This window comes from Algicola sagamiensis DSM 14643 (assembly GCF_000374485.1).
GTDB classification, from domain to species: domain Bacteria; phylum Pseudomonadota; class Gammaproteobacteria; order Enterobacterales; family Alteromonadaceae; genus Algicola; species Algicola sagamiensis.
On record NZ_KB894501.1, the window covers coordinates 74,811 to 98,712 of the forward strand.

Consider the following 23,902-nt stretch of genomic DNA (forward strand, 5'->3'; position numbering starts at 1 on the left):
TGATGCGAATTTTTTTGACCTTGGGAATACTATTTTCTTTAAGTGCTTATGCCGCTGGACCAAAAAAGGTTGCGACGTTAGATCGTTCAACTTGGCCAAAGGCAATCCAAACACCACAGGCATTTGATGAAGCGTCCCGCTTCGAAAACCTGATGTTTGCACTGGCACTCAACCAAGTACCCACCAAGGTCAAAGATATTCGAGATTTTACAAAACTACGTCGTATTCACGAAGATAATGTTGCGTTATGGAAGGCAAAAACACAGCATCGCATTATGTCGAATTACGATATGGCAGCGCATAGTTGTGTACGAAATTCTCAAGGGTGCTATCAGGCATCCAATTGGGAAGATTTTGTCAAAGCTGCCCAGACCTGGAAACTCAGCCTCCCAAATTCGAGCTATCGAACATGGGCGATGGAAGCGGAAGCATTCTATCGAACTTATGCTTTTGAACAGGCAAGGCTAGCCGCACTTTCCCCAAAGATCACTAGTGAGATCGAAACGTTTAGCGCAGCTGAGATCACAGGCCATGAGATGGCAGATAAAACTTTTCTACTCACTTTTGATGATGGCCCCTACGAAAAATACACAAAGCCATTGGTCAAAGACTTAAATCAAATGCGTATACAGGCTTTGTTTTTTGTAATGGGTGAAAAAATAAAAGGACAGTCAGAGAGTCATCTTAGAGGGGTATACCAAAACCAGTGCGTCGGCTCCCATAGTTTCGAGCATAAATCTCTGCCGAAGGAAAAAGAGTGGGATAAACATTTACAAGAGACCAAAGCTGAAATCTTAAATGCCCAACTCTCGAATACAAAAGAATTCTGGTTCCGCCCGCCTTATGGACAACGCACACAGGAGCAACTGGATTGGTTGGAGTCGCAAAAGGATCGGGTAATGTTATGGAACATCGACAGCCAAGATTGGCAAAAGAAACTCACCGATAAAGAAGTGCAAGATCGTGTCGTCACACTCATGCTCCTCTGGCGAAAAGGGATTATTCTCTTCCACGATATCCACCCCAAAGCAGGAAAAATTGTCCCAGCACTGGAAAACTTCCGCTTACAAGCCCAGTTTAATTGGGCGTCTTGCCGAGATTTTTAAGACCCATACATTTTTTATAATTTAAAAGTATGTTTTTGCATATGAAGATGACCGATGAAATATTTAATCCATGCAGAAGAGAGTGGGTACATCGATGTGTTTGATGAGGTGCACTTCAATCAAAGGATAAAAATAAGTTAACGGACTTTGTACTTGAGTTATATGATGACCTTGGACATCGGATGATGAGTACTTTTTCTCCGCCCTACAAAATTACCCGTCCAGTTTTCGGTTGTCGTCCGCATACATTTTTCAGTAATCTGTTGGGAAGAAGAGCGAACAGGTTGATGTATCATGCTGGTGGATGATCAGAAAAAAGTAAGTGATTACTATCGTGCTTTAGTCGAGCGAGATCCGAGTTATGTCGGGGTGTTTTATGTGGGGGTGAAAACCACATCGATTTTTTGTATTGCCACCTGTCGTGCGCGTAAGCCAAAGCGTGAAAATGTCGTGTTTTATTCCACCTTAAAAGATGCATTGCATGCGGGGTTTCGGCCTTGTAAAGTGTGTCGACCAACAGAAAATGCGAATGAAATGCCTGAGGCTGTTCGTCAAGCGATTGACTTGGTCAAACAGCAATCTCCCAAGGAGAAAGTCAAAGATGCACAGTTACGTGAGGCAGGAATTGCACCAGAGATGGTGCGTCGTTGGTTTAACAAACATTATGGAATGACCTTTCAAGCCTATCAGCGGATGTTACGCGTCAATTTAGCGATGCAGGAGCTCAAGTCTGGGAAGACTGCGTTGGATACGGCTTTGGATGTAGGTTATGAATCTCTCAGTGGATTTGGATATATGTATAAGAAATATTTAGGCCAATCGCCTAAACACAATGAACATACCAATGTGATTTTGATTCACCGATTTACGACGCCTCTTGGTCCAATGTTCACCTGTGCCACAGAAGAAGGAATTTGTTTGTTAGAATTTGTGGAGCGCCGGATGCTGGAGAAAGAATTTGAAGATCTGCAAAAGCGCCTCAAGGCAAACATTATTGCTGGAGAGAATCAATTTACCAAGCAGGTTGAGCAAGAAGTTGAGGAATACTTTGCTGGGACTCGGCAATATTTTGATGTGCCCTTGGTGACACCTGGCACAGATTTTCAATGCTCAGTCTGGCATATCTTAAAGACGATACCCTATGGTGAAACACGTTCATACCAAGCCCAAGCAGATAAATTAGGGAATCCCAAAGCTGTGAGAGCTGTCGCGAGTGCGAATGGAATGAATCGAATTGCGATCATCATTCCTTGCCATCGTGTGATTGGTAAAAATGGTCATCTCACTGGATACGCAGGTGGATTAGAAAGGAAACGCTGGCTGCTGGAGCATGAACAGTCAATCGCTTCAAAATGATCCTAAACAAGACTAATAAAATAGTATTATTCGATCGAATTTGAAGAACTATACTTTGATGCATGAATGTTGATGCCATACCTGAGGTAAGGGGGCGTTTGTGCTTGAGTCAATCGAACGAATTCTGGTGGATATGGATCCAACCACTGATGAACAGCCTGCATTGATGCAGGCGATCAATATCGCCAAAAAGTATGGCGCTTCAATCGAAATCTTTCTTGCTGAAAGAAATGACTCGATTTTATCTCACTGGCCACTGACTGAAGGCCAAGAAGAAGAGGTGATCTCACATTTTTTAAAAGCAAGACGACGTTGGTTGGAGTCGTATGTTGCAGAAGTGGCCGCAATGGGGATCCCGATTTCCATTGATGCAGTTTGGGAAGCGCCGGTCTATCAGGCTGTTATTCATAAATTACAACGATCCAATTTTGATCTTGTGGTCAAATCCACCCATGTTCATCCAACGCTCAGCAAGATGTTTTTTATGCCGAATGATTGGCAGCTGATGAAAGCATGCCCGGCACCCTTATTACTCACTCGGCAACCTGTCCAACCATACGAAACAATTATGGCCTGCGTCGATCCAATGAATACGAATGAGTCACATCATGGCTTGGATGAACGCATATTACAAACAAGCGTGATGTTTGCAGAAAATTTTCGTGGTACATGTCATGCAGCTCATTGCTGGCATACCGTGCCAGAGGATTTATGGCAAGGGCTTTGGGTGGGTGAACCTCAAATGGGTATTGCAGGATTGAAGTATGATACCTACTTCAAAGGAGTTGAAAAGCGGCACCAAGAGCAATTCGATAAACTGTTAAAACATCAACCCATTGATATGGATAAGCGCCATTTATTACATGGCGATCCCAACCCATTACTCACAGATATTGCTGCTACTAAAAATGTTGATTTGATGGTGATAGGGAGTCAGTACAAAACAGGGTTCATGGGGACAACGATGGAAGTGCTACTCGATAAACTTAGCTGCGATGTTTTAGTGCTCAAGCCAGAAGGTTTTCAAACTCCTGTTCATTAAATATGATTTTTAAAAGGTCTGCTGGTGATGCAGACCTCACCTCGAATTAAAGGTATTCAAATACAGTGACAACTTGCTGAACACCAGTGATGTTGCGAGAAATATTGATTGCAATTTTAGCATCCTGTTTTGAAATCAATCCCATCAAATAGACGGTTCCATTTTCTGTGACCACTTTGATACTGTTCGCATCAATTTTTTCTTCTTTAATCAGTGATGTTTTCACTTTGGTGGTGAGCCAAGTGTCATTACTTCTTGTTGTAATGGATGTTGGCGTTCCAATTGTCATTTGGTTATGAAACTGCTTGATACCGCGGATTGATTGCACTGCTTTGACGGTCTGCTGCATTAAATGCTCTGTACTGACTTGCCCAATCATTAAAACAACACCGTTGACGCTCACGACCGAAATGTGTGTATTGTCTCTTATTCCGGCAATTTCATTCAAGCGTGTTGCTGCTTTGACTTCGATGCCGTTATCATCAATTTGTGCGCCGATAGAGCGGTTATCGTTCGCAGCTGTAACTGCGCCTGCTGTGCCAGCAACGAGGACCGCTGCACAGCCTTGTAACAAGCTAAAACTTAGGCACATGAATACGATATGGATTTTCTTCATACAACCTCCTGACCAGGAAATAATGTTTCGTCAATCAGCTCACTAATACAATGCAAGATCAGGAGCTGGCTTTCTAATATACGGGCATAGCGCTTTGCTGGCACACGGACTTCGACGTCCTCTGGTCCAAGCAACCCTGCGAGTTCGCCGCCATCTCCGGCGCTGAGTGCGATAATCAACATGTCATTGGTCAGTGCGGTCTCGACAGCTTTAATCAGTTCTTTTTCTTGGCCATCTCCAGAAATTACGAGAAGAATATCCCCTCGGTTGCCAAGTGCTTTGACCTGATTTGCCAGCCCTGTATCCACATCTTCACCATAATTAGGCATGGCTGGCAGGTGTTTTTTGAGTGCAATCGCAGGCAAGCTTGGACGCTCTGTTTCAAAATGATTGAGTAGTGTACTGGCAAAATGTTCTGCTAAGTGCTGTGTACTGTGTGTTCCGCAAGCCAGGATTTTATGGCCGGAAATCAGCGCTTGAGAGATCGCAAAAGTTGAAGATTCAATTTCTGTAATGAGTGCTTCAGCAGAGGCAATATTCGTTTGAATACTCTCTGTAAAAGTCTCTCTGATTTTTTCTTCCATCAAATTAACCTGGTCGTTCTAGAACATTATTTAATAAGGTAAAATGCAAGGTGTTATTGATGATTTCAACACCTACAAAATCGATTCGGGCGGGGCTGTCCAGTCGTGCATTGCTTTGCAGGTAGAAAAGCGCACTACGGTAAATGCGTTTTCTTTGTTGATGACTTAAACTCCATAGCGCACCGCCATAATCATGGCGACCCCGAAATTTCACTTCCACGAATACGATGGTTGACTGATCCAATAAAATCAGATCAATTTCTCCATATCGACAGCGAAAATTTTGGTGCAACAGCCGCCAGCCGTGAGTCTTCACTAACCAGCGGGCGACTTGTTGCTCAATCTGCTTCCCTTTTTCTAAGGTGGTCTGGGATGGCGACAATCCTCCCTTTTTCGTATTTTGCCCAAACCAATTTACGCGTGATAAGATTCCCTTCTTCACGTTTTAGTTCCCCTGTCATTCCTTTAATTGCGAAGTGGTCCAGTATGAGCATCGCTCTTAAGTGTTTGAGAATTGATGCAGCATCATATCCCATCGCAAAGAGTTCACTGGACTGCTTACTGTCCTTAATGCTGTCATCCTTCTGAATTTTTTTTAGTTGTATATATTTTTGCTGGTTGAGTAACCAAGGCATTTGTGAAAACTGAACACCAGACAAGTCCTTTTCTTCGCTTGTTTTATCCTGTTTGTAACTATGTGACCTTGAGCTGGCGTACAATGGAATACGAGGGCTGAATACACTTGTATTCACTTCAACAAAAGGTTTAAAAAGTCGTGTTTGAGTCGGATCACCAATCAGGTATATCGCATCAATATCTCGTCGATTTCTTTTCTCTGTCTTGATTTTCGCACCAGCAAGCCATTTCATCGTCTTGATCCGTTGCTGGCTGCTATCCGTATGCAGTAAGTGCTCGACTTTCTTTTTCATATCCCGTTTGTCTTTGTAGTAATAGACCTCAACGGATCGTGTCGGATCCTTTTTGCGCCAATCAGTCATAAAAGTTGAAGCGAGGGTTTGACTAAATTTTGTTTCAGGCAAAAAGAGGGCCGGATGCTGGATATTCTCCGCTTCAAAAAATGTGATGGCTTGTTTGAGTTCATCTTCCATCGATAGCGAAAAGAACAAGTGATTTGCGCTTATCTGGGCAGGCTCAATGTTGGCGCGATTCAGGAAAATAATAGGTCGGTCTTTTGGTAAAACTGGCTCCAATCGCTGAATATTTCGTTTGATTAAAGGGCCGATGATTGCGTCTGGTGCCAGCGTTTCCAGCTGAGCTTGTACTTGCGTTGCTTCTTGGTTGGAGTCGATAAAAGCAATATCCAGATTTTGCGGTTGGCGTCCTCGATGTTTTGTTAAATAGGCAAGGATCCCATTCCGTGTACTTTTCGCCAACTGAGCATATTTACCGGAAAAAGGAAGAAGAAGTACGACTTTTTCTGTTTGCCCAAGCGGAATACTGGATAACTGCGTTTTTAGTTCATGTTGAAATGAAGCAGAAAAAGGCAGTTCTTCAATACGTCCCAACACCTGAGCATTACTGTAGTGCTGGGTTTCTTTGACGATTGCATTGAGTTCAAGCCATGGTTGAAGCGTGATGAGATGGAGCTGAGACAGCTTTTTTAATTCCTGAATACGCAATACTTGAACAATTTGCCAAATCGCTCTTTCGACATCCTGAGTCTGAATTTCATAGGATGAAGGCTTCAAATCTGTATACAAATCCAATAAAGGATCGAGGTAAGTTTTATTCAAGGTCTTGGGATGTGTCATGACAAACACGTAATCTTCCAGCCATAATGCGGTTCTGAGCTTTTTAGGCACTGGAATTGGACGGATGTCATCGGTGTAGCCCAAGTGAATGGACGCCTTGGCATTTAATATTTGAGCCAATATTTGATAACGGCCTTCTAATAACTGTTGTTCCAATAAGTGACGTGTGATCAAATAGGTTTTGGCGTAATGATCGAGGCGGTTTTGCTTCACAGCTTCATTCAGCCAACGCAAGCGTGGAGAACCCGTATATATGCCCGTTTCTTCATCTTGACGCTCATCCGGCTGAACTTCCGGTTGCGTAGTTGGTTGACTTGGCGTCGATGCGACAGGCTGAGTCGTCACTGGTGCTTGTTTTGGCGGTGCCTGGCAACCAGCGAGGATAAGCAGTGTCGCAATGTATGCAAGTTTTTGTTTGATATTCTTCACTAGACTCAATTAAAATCCGATACCCGAAATACTCAGCGTCATACTGTAACGCACCTGATAGCAAAATCACAATTCAAAAGAGACTTTATGAGCACACCCGGTAAACTCTATATCGTTTCCACACCAATCGGAAACCTTGGTGACATCACACAAAGAGCCCTTGAGACCTTGCGTGAAGTTGACCTGATCATGGCTGAAGATACGCGCCACACCAAGCAACTCTTAAATCATTTTTCAATCACGAATCGATTGAAATCACTCCATGATCATAATGAGAAAGAGCAGGCTCAGTCCATTGTGACTTTGCTAAATGAAGGCAATAATATAGCACTAGTTTCGGACGCTGGCACGCCTTTGATTTCAGATCCGGGCTATGGATTGGTCAATGTTTGCCGCGAAGAAGGAATGGATGTCCATCCGGTCCCTGGTGCTTGTGCCGCAATTGCTGCGCTGAGTTGTTCGGGTTTACCAACGGACCAGTTTCGATTCGATGGCTTTATTCCCGCCAAATCAGCAGCCCGAAAAGCCTACTTTGAAAGCCTAACCACAATTGAATACACCGTTGTTGCGTACGAAAGCACGCATCGATTATTGGACAGTCTCAAAGATTTCTCGGAAGTTTTTGGTGACGAGCGGACGATTGTTCTTTCAAAAGAGATCACCAAACGGTTTGAAACTTTTTTTACGGGGAACGCTAAAGAGATTCTTGCATGGATTGATGAAGAACCAGAACGCAAGAAAGGTGAAATTGTGCTGATGTTTAAAGGTGAAAAACAGGCGACAGATGCGATATCATCACAGGTTCTTCAATTAGCTTCTCAGCTCTGTGAGCATATGCCAGCGAAAAAAGCAGCTGCAATTTGTGCAGACCATTTCCCAGTCAAAAAGAACCTTGTTTATAAAGCTTTGCTCGAGATAAAGCAATCTGATTGAAACTGATGGGACGAATGTGTAGAATACCCGCCGCGAGTTGGCTGGATAATCGCTGTTCTTCATTCGAAGAAGGGAGGAAAGTCCGGGCTCCAAAGGGTAGGATGCCAGGTAACACCTGGGCGGCGTGAGCCGACGACAAGTGCAGCAGAGAGTAGACCGCCGATGGCCTTCGGGTACAGGTAAGGGTGAAAGGGTGCGGTAAGAGCGCACCGCGCAGCTGGTAACAGTATGTGGCATGGTAAACTCCATCCGGAGCAAGACCAAATAGGGATCCTGTAGCGTGACCCGCGTTGGATCCGGGTAGGTTGCTTGAAACTTGAAGCAATTCAAGTTCTAGATGAATGATTGTCCTCGACAAAACCCGGCTTACAGGCCAACTCGTTCCTTTTTAAAATCCACCGAAATATTTATTTTTCCACAAAATTACCCACAATTCCCCACTCAATCAATAACTTTGGCTAAAACCCTTGATTCTAGCGGCTTACAGGCCCGTTAAACTACTTTCTTAGCTTGACAATTTCACTGTATAATCTCTAAACTTTAACATTGTGGAGAAATGTGGGATTTTGTGGGTTTTCCATGTAACGAGGAAATCGGGTGACTTGTCTCAATCAATGCTTGTCACGAATACACCGGAAAAGATCCCAAAAATGATAGAAGGTGAATGGCGAGCATGTTCCGTGGAGCCAGTGCGATCAACCTCGACGCGAAAGGGCGTCTTGCGATCCCCAGTCGGTATCGACAGATGCTAGCTGTGGATACATGTGGTTCGTTGATCTGCACCATTGACCTTCACCAGCCATGTTTACTTCTTTATCCATTAAATGAATGGGAACTAATCGAACGCAAATTACGTCAATTGTCGAGTATGAATCCGCATGAGCGTCGGATCCAGCGTCTGTTGCTCGGTTATGCATCTGAGGGGGAGCTGGATAAAGCGGGACGATTTTTGATTCCAGCGCCATTGCGTCAACACGCGGGCGTGGATAAGCACATCATGTTGGTCGGTCAACTCAACCGATTTGAAATCTGGTCTGAAGCCAAGTGGCAGGATCAGATCAATCTGGATATTGAGATTGAGCAGCAAGGTAACTTTGAATTGACTGAAAAATTAAAGGATTTTTCGCTGTAATGTCTGAGAACTTTAAACACACAACAGTGCTGCTCGAAGAAGCGGTAGAAGGCCTCGCAATCAAGCCGGATGGCATCTATATCGATGGCACGTTTGGTCGTGGTGGACATAGTCGTCTGATTTTATCCAAGCTCGGTGAAGAGGGACGATTGATTGCGATTGATCGTGACCCAGATGCAATTGAAACAGCGAAGCAGTTTGCGGATGATCCACGTTTTTCAATTGTTCATTCCGAATTTTCTAAAGTTCAAGATATCGTTGAAGACCAAGCATTAACTGGCAAAATAGATGGCATTCTTCTTGACCTGGGGGTTTCTTCCCCGCAATTAGATAATGCCGATCGTGGTTTTAGCTTTATTCGTGATGGCAAACTGGATATGCGAATGAATCCAGAAGTTGGCATGTGCGCATCTGAGTGGTTGGCAGACGCAAAAGAAGAAGATATTGCTTTTGTCTTAAAAACATTTGGTGAGGAGCGTTTCGCGAAGCGGATTGCACGCTCAATCGTAGATACTCGTGCTGAAAAGAGTATTGATTCCACATTGCAACTTGCCAATTTAATAGAAGAAGCAGTGCCGTTTAAAGAAGAACACAAACACCCGGCAACAAGAAGTTTTCAAGCCATCCGAATTTACATCAATGCAGAGCTAGAAGAAATCAAACAAGCATTGGAGTGTGTGACGGATATTTTAAGCCCAGGAGGGCGGTTATCCGTGATTAGTTTTCACTCCCTTGAAGATCGAATTGTGAAGCGTTTCATAAAGCAAAAAAGCAGAGGCGACGCTGTGCCAAGAGGTTTACCACTGACCGAAGAACAAATAAAGAAAACAATTTCGTTTAAAGCTATCGGTAAAGCGATTAAACCCGGCAAAGATGAGCTGATGCACAATAGTCGTGCGCGAAGCTCGGTGTTGAGGGTAGCAGAGAGGTTGTAGTTTTGTTTGGGCAAGAGAATACCAAGCGACAGCCCCTTCTACCCTTAGAGCTCATCAAAGGATTGATTAGAAAAAAATGGTTGTTGTTCCTTTTTTCGTTCAATGTCGTCAGTGCAGTGATGGTGATATCTATCTCTCATCAAAACCGTCAAGAAACGATTAAACAGGAAAAGATCATGGAGCAACGTGATGCTTTGGATGTTGAGTGGCGTCACTTGCTTTTAGAGGAACGAGCTTTGTCAGAGCATTATCGTGTCGAACGATTGGCAAACGAAAAACTGAAAATGAAACGTCCAACAACAGATGATGAAATATTTGTAAAATGGCCATGAGTAAAGTCAAAAAGTCAGCGGAAAATGTCGTTTTATGGCGAGTCATGCTCATGATTGCAGTCATGGTGCTGGTTTTCTGTACGCTTTTGGCTAGAGCTGCGTATTTGCAAATTATTCAGCCAGATGAACTTCGAGAGCAAGGTGAATTACGCTCACTACGTTCCGAAAGCCATCAAGTTCAACGCGGTATGATCACGGATCGAAACAACTTCGAACTGGCAGTGAGTGTGCCAGCTTTTGCTGTTTGGGTTGACCCAAAAGTCGTCCATGACACAAAAAGCTGGGAACAAACTGAGAAATGGCAGGCATTGTTTGCAGTCCTTGATTTGGATTTCAAACAAGAAATAGCAAAAATTAAAAAATCCCCCAAAAAACGCTTTTTCTATTTGAAGCGACAAAGTTCTTCGGCTGTAGCGGATTATGTTCGCCAGTTGAATTTACCAGGTGTTTATTTACGTGAAGAGTCAAAGCGGTTTTATCCTTCAGGTGAGATTGCTGCACATTTAGTCGGTTTTACGAATATCGATGGCCAGGGGATTGAAGGTGCTGAAAAACTTTTCAATCAAGTGTTAACTGGGACGCCTGGTGAAAGAACCTACCAAAAAGACGCGAAAGGTCGTCAAGTCGAGCTTTTATCCGTCAAGTCGGCTGTTCCTCCAAAAAATATTCAATTATCCATAGACCAGCGTCTCCAATCGATTACATATCGTGCTCTCAAAGCTGCGGTTAAATCGTATGCAGCCTCTTCTGGTTCAGCAGTTGTGGTGGATGTCCATACCGGGGAAATTCTTGCGATGGCAAACACGCCTTCATTCAATCCAAATAACCGTGCGAACGTCAATCAACACCGATTTCGCAACCGCGCAATCACTGACGTATTCGAGCCAGGTTCTACGATGAAGCCAGTTGCGGTTTTATCTGCTTTAGAGTTCGGCACGGTGAAGCAAGATAGTATTGTTGACACAACTCCATTTAAAATCGGAGGGAAGCGCTTTGCAGATCCAAGATTTTTAGGGGATATCAGCCTAGAAACCATTATTCAACGCTCCAGTAATGTTGGGGTTGCAAAGCTTGCTCTGGGGCTTCCGAAAGATTACTTTGTTGTTGCATTTCATGAGCTTGGACTTGGTGAAGTCACAGGATCTGGTTTGCTCGGCGAAAGCTCAGGCATGTTCAGCTTAAGTCGACGTTGGTCCGATCTAGAAATTGGTACGTTGTCATATGGCTATGGTGTTGCGGTCACGACACTTCAGTTGGCGAAAATGTACGCCACACTTGGTGCGAAAGGGGTGAGTCGACCTTTATCCATCTTAAAATTACCAGAACCTCCTGAAGGAAAGCGGGTTTTTTCTGAGAAGAACACAGACTTTGTGGTTCATCTCATGGAATCTGTCGTGAAAAGAGGCGGAACTGCGCCACAAGCGAGTGTGCCTGGATACCGTGTCGCAGGAAAATCGGGTACCGCATACAAAGCAATAAAAGGCGGTTATGGTGACGAGTTATCCGGCTTTTTTGCAGGTGTTGCACCAGTCAATGATCCACAAATCGCAATTGCAGTCATGATCAATGAGCCGCAATCAGATGTATTCCATGGTGGCGAAGTCGCAGGCCCAGTATTTGCGAAAATTATGGGAAGCACTTTGCAGTTATACAATATTGCACCTGACGAGAATCAAATTGAAACCTTGTCCCGCAAAGACTTAAAAGAGGACAAGCATGGACTCTAATTCAAATATCATGTTGCAGCAATGGTTGAATGAACAAACCACAGCAGATACGCAGTTACCAGAGATTGCGCATTTGCGTTTAGATAGTCGTGCAATTCAGCCTGGTGATGCATTCATCGCAATCAAAGGTACTGCTCTGAATGGCCATGATTTTATCAATCAGGCAGCCGCTGAAGGGGCATCTATCGTGTTTTGCGAATATCAACCTGAGGATGTTGATGTTGAGATCCCGTTGATTGTGTTACCAGCACTCAAGTTGCTTCTCCCTGAACTATGCAATGTGTTCTATCAAACACAGCAGTGTGATCTTCGTGTAATCGGTGTAACAGGTACAAACGGTAAGACATCTGTGACCCAATTGATCACTCAATGTTTGAATCGTGCGCTACGTCAATGCCAATTCATCGGGACGAATGGTTACGGTGACGAAAACCAAGTCATACCGTTAAAAAATACAACACCATCTGTGGTTGAGCTTCATCAGTTATTGGCAGAATTTCGGGCGAAAGGGTGTCAAGTGACAGCGATGGAAGTTTCTTCTCATGGCATTACACAAAATCGTATCGGCGGGCTGTCATTCAAAACCGCGATATTCACAAATTTATCTCGTGAACATTTGGACTTTCATGGTGATATGGCGAGCTATGCAGCTGCCAAGCAAGAGCTCTTTCAACGCGAACAATTAGAGAATGCGGTCATTTATACCGATGACCCAGTGGGGAAGCGCTGGGTCGAAGATGGTGGTGTTCGTGCGGACAACATTATCGCTGTTGGTGCAGTTGAGACAACAGCGGATCAATTCGAAAACTTTGTCAGCTATCGTGCGCCGCGCTTTCATTCACGTGGTGTTTCATTTGAGCTGTTGACATCATGGGGAAACACTAGGCTCCAGTCGCCACTGCTTGGTGAATTTAATATCGTCAATTTGTGTCTCGTTGCTGCTGCATTGCTTGTAGAAGGCGTTTGCATTGATGATTTGCCAGCATTGTTCAACCAAACGAAGACGGTTGTAGGTCGAATGGAGTCCATTATGATTTCCGGTTCTCCATTAGTGATTGTTGATTATGCTCATACACCAGATGCTCTGGAAAAGGCCCTCGCTGCGGCAAGAAAGCATTGTCGAAATCAGCTCATCTGTGTTTTCGGCTGTGGCGGCGATCGCGATAAAGGAAAGCGTCCACTCATGGGTGAAGTGGCTGAGCGTTTTTCCGATGCTGTGATCGTCACATCAGACAACCCTCGTTCAGAATCAATCGAACAAATTTCAAAGGATATTTTGGCTGGTTTTTCAAAGTTACAGCCCATTGTGGTTGATGATCGGGAAGCTGCAATTGAGAAAGCAGTCGAACTAGCAACTGAAGATGATGTGATTCTGATTGCTGGGAAGGGACATGAAGATTACCAAATCATTGGTGAACAAGTTTTAGAGTTTGATGATAGAAAAGTCGTACGCTGCAAATTAGCTCGAGTATTAGAGGAAACGGCGAGTGATTAAAACAACATTAGATTGGATAGCCAATGCTGTTCACGGAAAATTGATGGGACCCAGTCTCAAGGTATCGAGTGTTAGTACGGATACCCGCACCATTGTTGATGGTGATTTATTTATTGCGTTAAAAGGTCCTAATTTTGATGCCCATGATTTTATTGAAACAGCAATAGACGCCGGAGCGACGGCGCTAATTGTTGAGCGCTATGTCAGACGGAAGGTGCCTCAAATCTTAGTCAAGGATACAAGGATCGCACTTGGAGAGCTGGCGGCAGCGGTAAAACAAAAAGTCGCACCAAAGACTGTGGCAATTACTGGTAGTACTGGAAAAACCAGTGTAAAGGAAATGGTTTCGTCAATTTTGTCACAAAAAGGAAATGTTCTTGCTACAAAAGGGAACTTTAACAATGATATCGGCGTCCCACTCACGTTACTTCGATTGGAGTCACAACACAAATTCGCGGTTGTAGAGCTTGGTGCAAATCATATTGGTGAGATTGGCTATACCTCCAATTTGGTTAAACCAGATGTTGCGGTGATCAATAATGTTTCTGGCGCACATTTGGAAGGTTTTGGAGATATTTATGGTGTTGTGCGGGCCAAAGGTGAAATCTTTAAAGGTCTTGCCAGTGATGGGGTTGCAGTGATTAATCAGTCCTGTGAATACTTTCCTGAATGGGAAAAGCGCTTACAGGGCCAAAAAGAAATCTCCTATGGCTACTCCGGAACAGAAAATGTTTGGGCCCAGGATGTTCAGCTTCACGGGGATGGATTGCCGGAATTTACCCTTTGGGTGAAAAATAACGATGGTTCATCGCACAATGTTCGTCTCACCTTACCATTACCTGGTCAGCACAATGTGAGTAATGCGCTAGCTGCTTCAGCAATTTGTCTTGCTTTCGGCTTAATGCTTGAGGAAATCGCAGAGGGGCTGCAACAACTCAATCCAGTGAAAGGGCGAGTGAATGTATTACCAGTTAAACCAGGACTGACACTGATTGACGATACCTACAATGCGAATGTTGCATCACTCCGCGCAGGGATCGACTTATTATCTTCATTTGAAGGAAAACGGATCTTGGTTTTTGGGGATATGGGTGAATTAGGTGAACAAGCTCGTTCTTGTCATGAACAAGTCGGACAATATGCGCAAGAGTCAGGGATTGATAATCTATTAACACTAGGTGTTCTGAGTCAGAGTGCCAGTGAAGTTTTTCAGGAGAATGGGGAACATTTCTCTTCTCGTGATCGATTAATTGAAACTTTGGATCATTTGATCCAGCAAACAGATGAACCAGTCACCGTATTGGTGAAAGGGTCGCGAAGTGCCAAAATGGAGCTTGTCGTAAATCGTATGATTGAACTCTCAAAACAGCCTGGGGTTGTCGAATGATCGCCTGGCTTGCTGAATTATTAGTCCAATTTGAATCAGGGTTTAACCTGTTTCAGTATTTGTCTGTTCGAACTATTTTTAGCGTTCTGACAGCGCTTTTCTTATCGCTATTCTTAGGTCCGCGATTGATCCGTTATTTGCAACGTATGCAAATTGGGCAAACCGTTCGCGATGATGGTCCAGAGTCCCACTTGTCTAAATCAGGCACACCAACCATGGGAGGTTTGTTGATTTTGGGCACTGTGGTGACCAGTATTCTCTTGTGGGCCGATCTCACAAACCGTTATGTCTGGGTTGTTTTATTTGTTGTTGTCTCGTTCGGGATCATTGGCTGGGTGGATGATTATCGAAAAGTTGTCCGCAAAGACCCGAAAGGCTTGATTGCACGTTGGAAGTACTTCTGGCAGTCATTGATTGCTATCAGCACAGCATTCTTCCTTTATATGACTGCAAATATTGATGCAGAAACCGCATTAGTTGTGCCATTTTTCAAAGACATCATGCCTCAGCTTGGCATGCTGTATATTATTTTGAGTTACTTTGTCATTGTAGGAACAAGTAATGCGGTCAATTTGACAGATGGTTTAGATGGCTTGGCCATTGTTCCAACCATCATGGTTGCAGGTGCATTTGCGATTTTTGCCTATGTGACGGGGAACGTGAAGTATGCTGAATACCTACATATTCCCTATATTCCGTGGACTGATGAACTTGTTGTTGTCTGTGGCGCAATAATTGGCGCAGGGCTTGGTTTCCTTTGGTTTAATACCTATCCGGCTCAAGTCTTTATGGGCGATGTTGGTTCTTTATCGCTTGGCGCAACGCTTGGGGTCATCGCAATTCTTGTTCGTCAGGAATTTGTGTTGATCATTATGGGCGGTGTCTTTGTCATTGAAACGGTCTCGGTCATTCTGCAAGTTGGCTCCTATAAATTACGGGGCCAAAGGATATTCCGCATGGCGCCTATTCATCATCATTATGAGTTAAAGGGCTGGCCAGAACCTCGTGTGATTGTTCGCTTCTGGATCATTTCTCTGATTCTTGTTCTATTTGGCTTAATGACGTTGAAAATCCGATGAAGAACCTCGCGCAATTTCAACAGAAACGGATCACAATACTCGGTGCTGGGCTGAGTGGGTTGAGTTGTGCACGTTTTTTCACAAAACATGGGATCACCTGCCGCGTTTTTGATAGTCGAGTGCAAGCCCCAAATCAGGATGAACTCAAAGCACTTTTACCTGAGACGGAATTATTTTTCGGTGACATTGATGTTGCGCAATTCATTCAAACAGATATTTTGGTTGTCAGTCCTGGGGTGAGCCTTTTACAACCAGAAATTCAATCATGTATGCATGCAGGTATTGAAGTACTCGGCGATGTGGAGATATTTGCACGCCTAAATGAGAAGCCTGTTATCGCGATCACTGGGTCGAATGGGAAGTCTACAGTAACTCAGCTTGTAACCGATTGTGCCAATGCTGCGGGAAAGAAAGCGGTTGCAGCGGGCAACATCGGTATTCCTGTTTTGGATGTGGTGGAGCAAGATGTTGATTTGTTCGTTTTGGAGCTTTCCAGCTTTCAATTGGAAACGACAAGTTCCTTAGTGTGTGTTTCTACCAGTGTATTGAATGTGAGTGATGATCATATGGAGCGATATGATGATCTTGCACATTATGCACAAGTGAAACGCCGGATCTACAAAAATGCGCAAACTGCCGTGTATTTCTGTGAAGATCAATTCACAAAACCTGATACTGATACGATTCAAAAACGTCTAAGCTTTGGTGGAGGACGTGAAGCACAGTATCAACTTGCTGGTCGTGAAATCAAGGTTGCTGGCGAATCAGTACTAAATACCGAAGAAATTCGATTGCAAGGAAAGCACAATTATGAAAATGTCATGGCATGTATGGCGCTTTTATCGCCATTGTTCCCCAACCCATCTCAATACATGAATGCTTTGGTCAATTTTGCTGGTTTACCACATCGTTGCCAGCTGATTCGTCAAATTCGGCATACGCGTTGGATCAATGATTCGAAAGCGACCAATGTCGGTGCAACCCTTGCGGCTATTCAGGGCTTGAAGCAAGGGGAAAGTCCTAAGTTAATCTTGATTGCTGGTGGGGATGCAAAAGGGGCTGACTTAATTGCGCTTCAGCCAGTATTGCAGTCACGCGTGAATGAACTGATCACCCTTGGCAAAGATGGACATGCGATTGCGACACTTAAGTCAAATAGCCACCCTGTTCAGGACTTAAAGTCAGCTGTTTCTTTAGCAAGAGAACTGTCGATGCGAGAAGAAACGGACTGTATTGTGCTATTGTCCCCAGCATGCTCGAGTTTGGATATGTTCACCAACTTCGAAGCGCGTGGCGAAGCCTTTTGCCAATATGTGGAGGCGTTATGATTGCAGGTGCAATGACAAAACACCTCGACCAATGGCGGCTGATCTTCCGCGTTTCTGATCCCAATGATGTATTGGACCAGGGGCTTGTTTGGTTGATCCTTCTCTTATTGGGATTGAGTTTTGTGATGGTGTACTCTGCTTCAATTGCGGTGGGTGAGCGCTTATTTGAAGATCCGCATTATTTCCTGATACGCCATGGGGCGTATATTATGCTCGGCACGATTACCGCTTTTATCTTTTTACTCATTCCAATTCGCTGGTGGAAGTCATCCAATGGCGTTTTATTGTTACTGGCGATAGGACTTCTCGTTGCTGTATTACTTGTTGGCCGAACCATTAACGGCAGTACACGCTGGATCTCTTTGGGCGTGATCAATGTTCAATCCGCAGAACCTGCTAAACTCTTCTTTTTTAGTTATTTAGCGGGTTACCTTGTACGCCGACAGGATGAAGTTCGTGATCACCTAAAAGGCTTTATGAAACCGCTGATTGTTTTATTCACATTATCGCTTTTACTATTGATGCAGCCTGACTTGGGCACGGTGATCGTGATGTTCGTCGCGACAGTTGGCTTGTTATTTATTGCTGGTGCCAAACTCTGGCAGTTTTTTGCACTCATGCTGACGGGGATCGCTGCATTTGTCACGCTGATTGTGAGTAGTGAGTATCGTTTTGCACGGGTAACCGCATTTATGGATCCTTGGCAAGACCCATTTGGCGTGGGATACCAATTAACGAATTCACTCATGGCATATGGTCGTGGTGGCTTTTTTGGGCTAGGCCTGGGAAATGGGATCCAAAAGCTTGAATATTTACCAGAAGCGCATACTGATTTTATTGCTGCCGTTGTGGGTGAAGAATTAGGGTTTATTGGTATAGCAGTTGTTTTACTGCTGGAGTTTCTCGTCGTTTATAAAGCAATTCGGATCGCGATGAATGCTGGGAACAAGGGCATGGATTATGCGAGTTATTTTGCATATGCCATTTCAATTTGGCTGGCTTTCCAGACATTGGTGAATGTCGGTGGAAGTACAGGCATTCTTCCAACAAAAGGTCTGACACTACCGCTCATGAGTTATGGTGGAAGTAGCCTCATTATTATGATGGCGACGATGGCAATCCTGCTTCGGATTGACTATGAAACACGACTTCATGGTCGACAAGCCATGCGACGAGGTAAAAACGGATGAAAAAAACCGTATTAATTATGGCTGGCGGCACGGGTGGGCATATTATGCCTGGTCTTGCGATTGCCCAAGAATTACAAAACCGTGGGTGGGATGTTCACTGGCTAGGAACTGCTGACAGAATGGAGTCTCACATTGTACCAAAGCACGAGATACCGATTTCGTTTATTCATGTACAAGGGCTACGCGGAAGTGGTGTCAAACGATTATTGATGGCGCCATGGATGTTATTGAGAGCGATTTGTGGCGCACGTAGAGTGATCCAGGAAACTCAGCCTACATTAGTGATCGGGTTTGGTGGATATGCCAGCGGTCCAGGTGGGATTGCAGCATGGCTGTCTCGTATTCCATTGGTGATCCATGAGCAAAATGCCATCGCAGGGACAACGAATAAACTATTGTCACGATTTAGCCGACTTGCGCTGATGGGCTTTCCCGGCGCATTTCAGGAAACGGGCTCCCATGTTGTGACTGGGAATCCAGTTCGTCAGGAAATCATTCGTGTGCCACAACAAGAAGTTTCTCATGAGATTAACATTCTTGTTGTTGGAGGAAGTCTGGGGGCTGAAGTTTTTAATACAGAGCTGCCCAAGATTTTTGCAACGTTGAACGAACCACAACGAGTGAATGTCCATCATCAGTGTGGAAAAGACAGAGCAGCAACGGTATATGATCGATACCAAGAGGCAGGGTTTACCCAAGTGACATGCCAGGATTTTATTGATGACATGGCAACGGCATATGCAGAGGCTGATTTGGTTATCTGCCGCTCTGGTGCATTAACGGTCGCCGAGATTGCAGCAGCAGGAAAAGCGGCTGTATTCGTGCCTTATCCGCATGCGACGGATGATCACCAAACGATGAATGCAAAATATTTATCCGATTCTGATGCGGGTTATCTCATACAACAGAAGGAATTGGCAGCAAAACTACCCGACTTATTAAATTCATTGCTCCTTACGCCAAATACGATTGAAAAAGTGGCGAAAAGAGCCAAAGAACAGGCAAAAACCGAAGCGACAAAAACAGTTTGTGACGCCTGTGAGCAATTACTAGGAACTTATCAATGATCCAAGATGTAAAGTCATTTGCAACGCCTGAAACACGCCGTGTTAACCTGATCCACTTTATTGGGATTGGTGGTGCAGGGATGAATGGAATTGCAGAAGTATTACTGAATGAAGGATACGAAGTCAGTGGTTCGGATTTAAGAGAAAGTGCCAGCACCACTCGGTTAAGTAAACTGGGTGCAAAGATCATGATTGGTCATTCGCAAGATAATCTTGGTCAAGCTGATGTTGTGGTGATTTCGACAGCAATTCATCCACAAAATCCAGAATATGTTGCTGCAAAAGAAAAACGAATTCCGGTCGTCAGAAGAGCGGAAATGCTCGCGGAGTTGATGCGCTTTCGCCACGGTATTGCGATTGCCGGCACACATGGTAAAACAACGACAACAAGCTTGATCGCTTCTATTTTCGCAGCTGCTGAGCGAGATCCTACTTTTGTGATTGGAGGTTTGTTAAATAGTGCTGGAAGTAATGCACGTCTTGGTCATAGCCGTTACCTGATTGCAGAAGCAGACGAGAGTGATGCGTCTTTCCTTCATCTCCAACCGATGGTTTCTGTGGTGACCAATATCGAAGCTGATCACATGGATACTTATTCGGGTGATTTCGAAAAAATGAAATCAACCTACATCGAGTTTTTACATAACTTGCCATTCTATGGCGTGGCGGTTGTCTGCGTTGATGATCCAGTTGTGAAAGAGCTGATCCCCTCAATTGGTCGTCAAATTGTCACGTATGGTACGGATGCGTGTGCGGATTATCGTTTGGTTCACTTCCGCCAAGTGGGCACACAGAGCTTTTTCAGTGTGATCACACCAACACAAGAAACAATTGATATCGCGTTAAACATGCCTGGGATCCACAATGCCCTGAACGCAACGGCAGCCATTGCTACGGCGATGGACGAAGGCATTGAAAAAGATGCAATTATCCAGGCACTCTCAGAATTTGCAGGGATTGGGCGTCGCTTTCAACAGCATGGTCCATATCCATATAAAGTTGGTGAAGTGTTGGTTGTGGATGATTATGGCCACCACCCAAGTGAAGTGGCAGCCACGATTAAGGCCGCAAGAGCAAGCTGGCCTGATAAAAAACTTGTGATGGCGTATCAACCCCATCGGTATACACGAACCCGAGATCTTTATGAGGATTTCGTACAAGTCCTTTCTGAGGTCGATGTACTGTTGCTCCTTGAAGTTTACGCAGCAGGAGAAGAGGCAATCGCTGGGGCAGATAGTCGTTCATTATGTCGTACAATCCGTCAACGCGGCAAGTTGGATCCAATTTTTGTTGCTTCACCAGAAGAGCTGGCACCAACACTCGAAAACATTCTTGATGCAAACGATGTTTTGCTTTTACAAGGTGCAGGAAATATTGGTGCGGTTGCGACAGAACTCACTCAGGTTGAGCTTGATCTTGCAGCCTTACAAAAGGAGAAGCAATCCAATGGATAAGTCGAATCGAGTCGCGGTTCTGTTTGGTGGGTCTTCTGCGGAGCGAGATATCTCTTTGATGTCTGGTCAGGCTGTACTCAACGGACTTCTTCGAAGTGGAGTTGATGCCTTTGCTTTCGATCCAGCAGAGCGAGATATTATCTCTTTGAAAGATGAAAAGCCTGATCTCGCTTTCATTGTCCTTCATGGTGTGGGGGGTGAAGATGGAACGATTCAAGGTGCATTGGAGTTCTTAGGCATCCCGTATACAGGAAGTGGTGTACTTGGCTCTGCGCTTTGTATGGATAAAGTTAGAACCAAAATGTTGTTCCAGTCAGCTGGATTACCGACAGCACCATTTCGCGTGATCCATTCATCAAATAAAGCGGACATATGCGCTGAGACAATCTTGACAGAACTGGGTGGAAAGGTGTTCTTCAAACCAGCACATGAAGGTTCATCCATCGGCATGACTTCTGCTGACAACCAAGAATCATTTATGGCCGCACTCGAGACTGCACTTGAATATGATGATACTGTTTTGGTTGAGTCTTTTATTGCTGGAAAAGAGTTTACGGTTGCGATGCTAGATGGTGAAGCGCTTCCTGTGATCCAGATCCGCGTGCCAGAGCGTTTTTATGATTATCAGGCCAAATACTTTTCTAAATCGACAGAGTACTTATGTCCAGCACCCATTGATGCTCAGTTGACGGAACAAATTCAATCGATTGCCAAGACAGCTTTTCAGACGTTGAATGGGCAAGGTTGGGGACGTGTAGATATCATGATGAACGACGAAGAAGAGTTGTTCTTACTGGAAGTCAATACTGTCCCGGGAATGACCGAAAAATCATTAGTCCCAATGGCTGCAAAAGCATCAGGCCTCGATTTTGACAATCTATTAAGCCGAATTATGCAGGCTGGAGGATTGTAATGACCTTCAAGCAGCGAGTCTCACAATTGAATATAAATTGGACATCCTTTATCGGTGTGCTGTTTTTTTTCATTGTTTTAGCTGCATTATTCAACATTTATGGTAGAGTAACGGGCTGGCTCCGTTCTGAGCAGGATGCGCCGATAAAGCAATTACAAATACAGGGACAACATCTGCATGTCAAAGAAAATGATGTGCGCCGTCAGCTCAATCAAATGGCTTTGGGTAGTTTTTTTACGGCAGATGTCGAAAAAGTCAGGACTTCGGTTCAATCACTCCCTTGGGTATATTCTGCGACTATTCGGAAGCAGTGGCCTGATACATTGAAAATTCATATCGTAGAACAGCAGGCAAAGGCGCAATGGAATGAAACGCAACTATTGAATCAATACGGAGAAGTATTTACTGCATCATTACTTGCAGGGGAAACGTTACCCCAATTACAAGGTCCAAAAGACAGTGAGAAGAAGGCATTGAAGCTATTAGAAGACTTTCAAGCGCTACTCTCATTGAATGATTATCAGATCCAGCAGCTTGAATTGAGCCAAAGATACGCGATTTCACTTCAATTGGACTCAGGGATACAGCTAAAACTTGGTCGCATTTCTGCGATTGAACGATTACAACGATTTATTGATCTTTATCCGTTGATTCAAAAACAGCAGAAGAAAAAAGAGATTCAATTCATCGACTTAAGATATGACACAGGTTTTGCCGTGCGTTGGCGGGAAAATACAAAAGAAAATCAAAGAAAAAGTAAATTAGGATGACCAAAGTAGCAGAAAGAAATCTAATCGTAGGGTTGGATATCGGTACTTCAAAAGTTGTGACGGTTGTCGGTGAAATCACACCGGATGAAAAGCTCAGTATCGTTGGTGTTGGCAATCAACCAGCACGGGGTATGGATAAAGGCGGTGTAAACGATTTAAATTTGGTTATCCAGTCTGTCCAACGTTCAATTGACGAAGCTGAACTGATGGCAGATTGCAGAATTTCCTCTGTATTTTTAGGGATTTCTGGTAAGCACATTAGTTGTCAAAATGAAAATGGCATGGTGCCGATTAACGAAAAAGAGGTCACGCAGGAAGATATTGATAATGTGATCCATGCCGCGAAATCAGTACCGATTGCGGCAGAGAAGCGCATGTTGCATGTATTGCCGCAAGAGTTCTCCGTGGATATGCAAGAGGGGATCAAAAGTCCGATCGGCATGTCTGGGGTAAGAATGGAAGCAAAGGTTCATATTATTACATGCGCGAATGATATGGCGAAAAACATCGTTAAGTGCGTTGAGCGCTGTGGTTTGATGGCTGATCACTTGACTTTTTCAGCATTAGCCTCAAGTTATTCTGTGCTTTCTGATGATGAGAAAGAGCTCGGCGCATGTGTTGTAGATATTGGTGCAGGCACAATTGATTTAGCGATTTATGCCAATGGTGCAATTCGGCATACTGCGGTGATCCCAGCAGCTGGCAATCAAGTGACGAACGATATTGCGAAAATCTTCCGAACGCCGATCAGTCATGCGGAACAAATCAAAGTAAAATACGCATGCGCGATGAAGAGCATGGTCAGTGCTGAAGAAAATATTGAAGTTCCTAGTGTGGGAGGGAGGCCATCACGAAGTATGTCTCGACAAACACTCGCTGAGGTCATTGAGCCAAGGTATCAAGAGTTATTTGAACTTGTCAGGGATGAAATTCGTAAAAGTGGTCTTGAGGACCAAATCGCAGCAGGCATCGTCCTTACAGGTGGCACGAGTAAGATGGAAGGTGTCATCGAATTTGCAGAAGAATTATTTCAGATGCCGGTTCGGCTTGGTTCGCCAATCGGTGTGTGTGGATTAACTGAATATGTTGAAGATCCTGGGTTTGCAACAGCAACTGGGCTTCTTATGTATGGCAAGGAAATGAAACAACAACAACTGGATGTTGAAAAGGTTTCGGCAGAGAAAGTGGGTAATTTAATTAAAAGGGTTTCTAGTTGGTTTAAAGGCGAGTTTTAAACAAGAAGCTGGATAATCGG

At 44.2% G+C, this 23,902-nt stretch carries 22 protein-coding genes and 1 other RNA gene; 19 read left to right on the forward strand and 4 right to left on the reverse strand.

Annotation, left to right across the window (positions count from 1 at the left end; translation table 11 throughout):
- Window positions 1–2: 2 nt before the first annotated feature.
- From C505_RS0115110 to C505_RS0115120, 3 genes are all read left to right on the forward strand, one after another.
- Window positions 3–1,106, forward strand: a complete 1,104-nt coding sequence (locus C505_RS0115110; protein WP_211215083.1) for a polysaccharide deacetylase family protein — start codon at window positions 3–5, stop codon at window positions 1,104–1,106.
- A gap of 294 nt (window positions 1,107–1,400) precedes the next feature.
- Window positions 1,401–2,462, forward strand: coding sequence for a bifunctional transcriptional activator/DNA repair enzyme AdaA (locus C505_RS0115115; RefSeq protein WP_018693473.1), 1,062 nt, complete (start codon window positions 1,401–1,403; stop codon window positions 2,460–2,462).
- A gap of 100 nt (window positions 2,463–2,562) precedes the next feature.
- A complete protein-coding gene (locus C505_RS0115120; RefSeq protein WP_018693474.1) occupies window positions 2,563–3,504 on the forward strand; it encodes a universal stress protein in 942 nt (313 codons plus the stop codon).
- Window positions 3,505–3,550: 46 nt separating this feature from the next.
- Here the strand turns inward: C505_RS0115120 and C505_RS0115125 are convergent, their stop codons facing one another.
- From C505_RS0115125 to C505_RS0115140, 4 genes are read right to left on the reverse strand one after another with little or no spacing between them, the layout of a single operon-like run.
- Window positions 3,551–4,120, reverse strand: a complete 570-nt coding sequence (locus C505_RS0115125) for a BON domain-containing protein (protein ID WP_018693475.1) — start codon at window positions 4,118–4,120, stop codon at window positions 3,551–3,553.
- On the reverse strand, window positions 4,117–4,704 hold the full coding sequence (locus C505_RS0115130) for an SIS domain-containing protein (RefSeq protein ID WP_018693476.1): 588 nt from the start codon (window positions 4,702–4,704) through the stop codon (window positions 4,117–4,119). Before C505_RS0115130 ends, C505_RS0115125 begins: the two co-directional genes overlap by 4 nt.
- A 4-nt stretch (window positions 4,705–4,708) precedes the next feature.
- Window positions 4,709–5,086: a YraN family protein gene (locus C505_RS0115135; protein ID WP_018693477.1), complete on the reverse strand. Its 378-nt coding sequence runs from the start codon at window positions 5,084–5,086 to the stop codon at window positions 4,709–4,711.
- Window positions 5,043–6,905, reverse strand: a complete 1,863-nt coding sequence (locus C505_RS0115140; protein WP_018693478.1) for a penicillin-binding protein activator — start codon at window positions 6,903–6,905, stop codon at window positions 5,043–5,045. The genes C505_RS0115135 and C505_RS0115140 overlap by 44 nt, the downstream gene beginning before the upstream one ends.
- Window positions 6,906–6,992: 87 nt before the next feature.
- On the opposite strand from C505_RS0115140, the gene rsmI reads away from it, so the two are divergent.
- The 16 genes from rsmI (at window position 6,993) to ftsA (ending at window position 23,882) form a co-directional block, all read left to right on the forward strand.
- On the forward strand, window positions 6,993–7,838 hold the full coding sequence (rsmI, locus tag C505_RS0115145; protein WP_018693479.1) for a 16S rRNA (cytidine(1402)-2'-O)-methyltransferase: 846 nt from the start codon (window positions 6,993–6,995) through the stop codon (window positions 7,836–7,838).
- A gap of 33 nt (window positions 7,839–7,871) precedes the next feature.
- Window positions 7,872–8,223: RNase P RNA component class A (gene rnpB, locus C505_RS23810), an RNA gene on the forward strand.
- A gap of 288 nt (window positions 8,224–8,511) precedes the next feature.
- On the forward strand, window positions 8,512–8,970 hold the full coding sequence (gene mraZ, locus C505_RS0115150; protein ID WP_026318000.1) for a division/cell wall cluster transcriptional repressor MraZ: 459 nt from the start codon (window positions 8,512–8,514) through the stop codon (window positions 8,968–8,970).
- Window positions 8,970–9,905, forward strand: a complete 936-nt coding sequence (gene rsmH / locus C505_RS0115155) for a 16S rRNA (cytosine(1402)-N(4))-methyltransferase RsmH (protein WP_018693481.1) — start codon at window positions 8,970–8,972, stop codon at window positions 9,903–9,905. Before mraZ ends, rsmH begins: the two co-directional genes overlap by 1 nt.
- A gap of 80 nt (window positions 9,906–9,985) precedes the next feature.
- Window positions 9,986–10,237 carry a cell division protein FtsL gene (gene ftsL / locus C505_RS0115160; protein ID WP_245556372.1) on the forward strand — a complete coding sequence of 84 codons (252 nt, stop codon included), beginning with the start codon at window positions 9,986–9,988 and terminating at the stop codon, window positions 10,235–10,237.
- Window positions 10,228–11,964, forward strand: a complete 1,737-nt coding sequence (locus C505_RS0115165) for a penicillin-binding transpeptidase domain-containing protein (RefSeq protein ID WP_018693483.1) — start codon at window positions 10,228–10,230, stop codon at window positions 11,962–11,964. The genes ftsL and C505_RS0115165 overlap by 10 nt, the downstream gene beginning before the upstream one ends.
- Window positions 11,954–13,459 (forward strand): UDP-N-acetylmuramoyl-L-alanyl-D-glutamate--2,6-diaminopimelate ligase, encoded by a 1,506-nt coding sequence (locus C505_RS0115170; protein ID WP_018693484.1) that lies wholly within the window; start codon window positions 11,954–11,956, stop codon window positions 13,457–13,459. Before C505_RS0115165 ends, C505_RS0115170 begins: the two co-directional genes overlap by 11 nt.
- Window positions 13,452–14,846, forward strand: a complete 1,395-nt coding sequence (locus C505_RS0115175) for a UDP-N-acetylmuramoyl-tripeptide--D-alanyl-D-alanine ligase (protein WP_018693485.1) — start codon at window positions 13,452–13,454, stop codon at window positions 14,844–14,846. The genes C505_RS0115170 and C505_RS0115175 overlap by 8 nt, the downstream gene beginning before the upstream one ends.
- Window positions 14,843–15,925: a phospho-N-acetylmuramoyl-pentapeptide-transferase gene (gene mraY, locus C505_RS0115180; protein WP_018693486.1), complete on the forward strand. Its 1,083-nt coding sequence runs from the start codon at window positions 14,843–14,845 to the stop codon at window positions 15,923–15,925. The genes C505_RS0115175 and mraY overlap by 4 nt, the downstream gene beginning before the upstream one ends.
- Entirely contained in the window at window positions 15,922–17,253 is a 1,332-nt protein-coding gene (gene murD / locus C505_RS0115185; protein ID WP_018693487.1) for a UDP-N-acetylmuramoyl-L-alanine--D-glutamate ligase, read from the forward strand. The genes mraY and murD overlap by 4 nt, the downstream gene beginning before the upstream one ends.
- Entirely contained in the window at window positions 17,250–18,443 is a 1,194-nt protein-coding gene (gene ftsW / locus C505_RS0115190; RefSeq protein WP_018693488.1) for a putative lipid II flippase FtsW, read from the forward strand. The genes murD and ftsW overlap by 4 nt, the downstream gene beginning before the upstream one ends.
- A complete protein-coding gene (murG, locus tag C505_RS0115195; RefSeq protein WP_026318003.1) occupies window positions 18,440–19,510 on the forward strand; it encodes an undecaprenyldiphospho-muramoylpentapeptide beta-N-acetylglucosaminyltransferase in 1,071 nt (356 codons plus the stop codon). Before ftsW ends, murG begins: the two co-directional genes overlap by 4 nt.
- Complete coding sequence (gene murC, locus C505_RS0115200; RefSeq protein ID WP_018693490.1) at window positions 19,507–20,964, forward strand: UDP-N-acetylmuramate--L-alanine ligase; 1,458 nt, start codon at window positions 19,507–19,509, stop codon at window positions 20,962–20,964. The genes murG and murC overlap by 4 nt, the downstream gene beginning before the upstream one ends.
- The gene (locus C505_RS0115205; protein WP_018693491.1) at window positions 20,957–21,877 is read left to right on the forward strand and encodes a D-alanine--D-alanine ligase; all 921 of its coding nucleotides are present in this window, start codon (window positions 20,957–20,959) and stop codon (window positions 21,875–21,877) included. The genes murC and C505_RS0115205 overlap by 8 nt, the downstream gene beginning before the upstream one ends.
- The gene (locus C505_RS0115210; protein ID WP_018693492.1) at window positions 21,877–22,647 is read left to right on the forward strand and encodes a cell division protein FtsQ/DivIB; all 771 of its coding nucleotides are present in this window, start codon (window positions 21,877–21,879) and stop codon (window positions 22,645–22,647) included. Before C505_RS0115205 ends, C505_RS0115210 begins: the two co-directional genes overlap by 1 nt.
- The gene (ftsA, locus tag C505_RS0115215) at window positions 22,644–23,882 is read left to right on the forward strand and encodes a cell division protein FtsA (protein ID WP_018693493.1); all 1,239 of its coding nucleotides are present in this window, start codon (window positions 22,644–22,646) and stop codon (window positions 23,880–23,882) included. The genes C505_RS0115210 and ftsA overlap by 4 nt, the downstream gene beginning before the upstream one ends.
- Window positions 23,883–23,902 lie beyond the last annotated feature (20 nt).

What these genes read in the sequence shown, in the direction of transcription:
- C505_RS0115110 (WP_211215083.1), top strand. Translation starts at nt 3, where the DNA reads ATGCGAATTTTTTTGACCTTGGGAATACTATTTTCTTTAAGTGCTTAT.
- C505_RS0115115 (WP_018693473.1), top strand. Translation starts at nt 1,401, where the DNA reads ATGCTGGTGGATGATCAGAAAAAAGTAAGTGATTACTATCGTGCTTTA.
- C505_RS0115125 (WP_018693475.1), bottom strand. Translation starts at nt 4,120, where the DNA reads ATGAAGAAAATCCATATCGTATTCATGTGCCTAAGTTTTAGCTTGTTA.
- C505_RS0115130 (WP_018693476.1), bottom strand. Translation starts at nt 4,704, where the DNA reads ATGGAAGAAAAAATCAGAGAGACTTTTACAGAGAGTATTCAAACGAAT.
- rsmI (WP_018693479.1), top strand. Translation starts at nt 6,993, where the DNA reads ATGAGCACACCCGGTAAACTCTATATCGTTTCCACACCAATCGGAAAC.
- mraZ (WP_026318000.1), top strand. Translation starts at nt 8,512, where the DNA reads ATGTTCCGTGGAGCCAGTGCGATCAACCTCGACGCGAAAGGGCGTCTT.
- rsmH (WP_018693481.1), top strand. Translation starts at nt 8,970, where the DNA reads ATGTCTGAGAACTTTAAACACACAACAGTGCTGCTCGAAGAAGCGGTA.
- C505_RS0115165 (WP_018693483.1), top strand. Translation starts at nt 10,228, where the DNA reads ATGGCCATGAGTAAAGTCAAAAAGTCAGCGGAAAATGTCGTTTTATGG.
- C505_RS0115170 (WP_018693484.1), top strand. Translation starts at nt 11,954, where the DNA reads ATGGACTCTAATTCAAATATCATGTTGCAGCAATGGTTGAATGAACAA.
- mraY (WP_018693486.1), top strand. Translation starts at nt 14,843, where the DNA reads ATGATCGCCTGGCTTGCTGAATTATTAGTCCAATTTGAATCAGGGTTT.
- murD (WP_018693487.1), top strand. Translation starts at nt 15,922, where the DNA reads ATGAAGAACCTCGCGCAATTTCAACAGAAACGGATCACAATACTCGGT.
- ftsW (WP_018693488.1), top strand. Translation starts at nt 17,250, where the DNA reads ATGATTGCAGGTGCAATGACAAAACACCTCGACCAATGGCGGCTGATC.
- murG (WP_026318003.1), top strand. Translation starts at nt 18,440, where the DNA reads ATGAAAAAAACCGTATTAATTATGGCTGGCGGCACGGGTGGGCATATT.
- murC (WP_018693490.1), top strand. Translation starts at nt 19,507, where the DNA reads ATGATCCAAGATGTAAAGTCATTTGCAACGCCTGAAACACGCCGTGTT.
- C505_RS0115205 (WP_018693491.1), top strand. Translation starts at nt 20,957, where the DNA reads ATGGATAAGTCGAATCGAGTCGCGGTTCTGTTTGGTGGGTCTTCTGCG.
- C505_RS0115210 (WP_018693492.1), top strand. Translation starts at nt 21,877, where the DNA reads ATGACCTTCAAGCAGCGAGTCTCACAATTGAATATAAATTGGACATCC.
- ftsA (WP_018693493.1), top strand. Translation starts at nt 22,644, where the DNA reads ATGACCAAAGTAGCAGAAAGAAATCTAATCGTAGGGTTGGATATCGGT.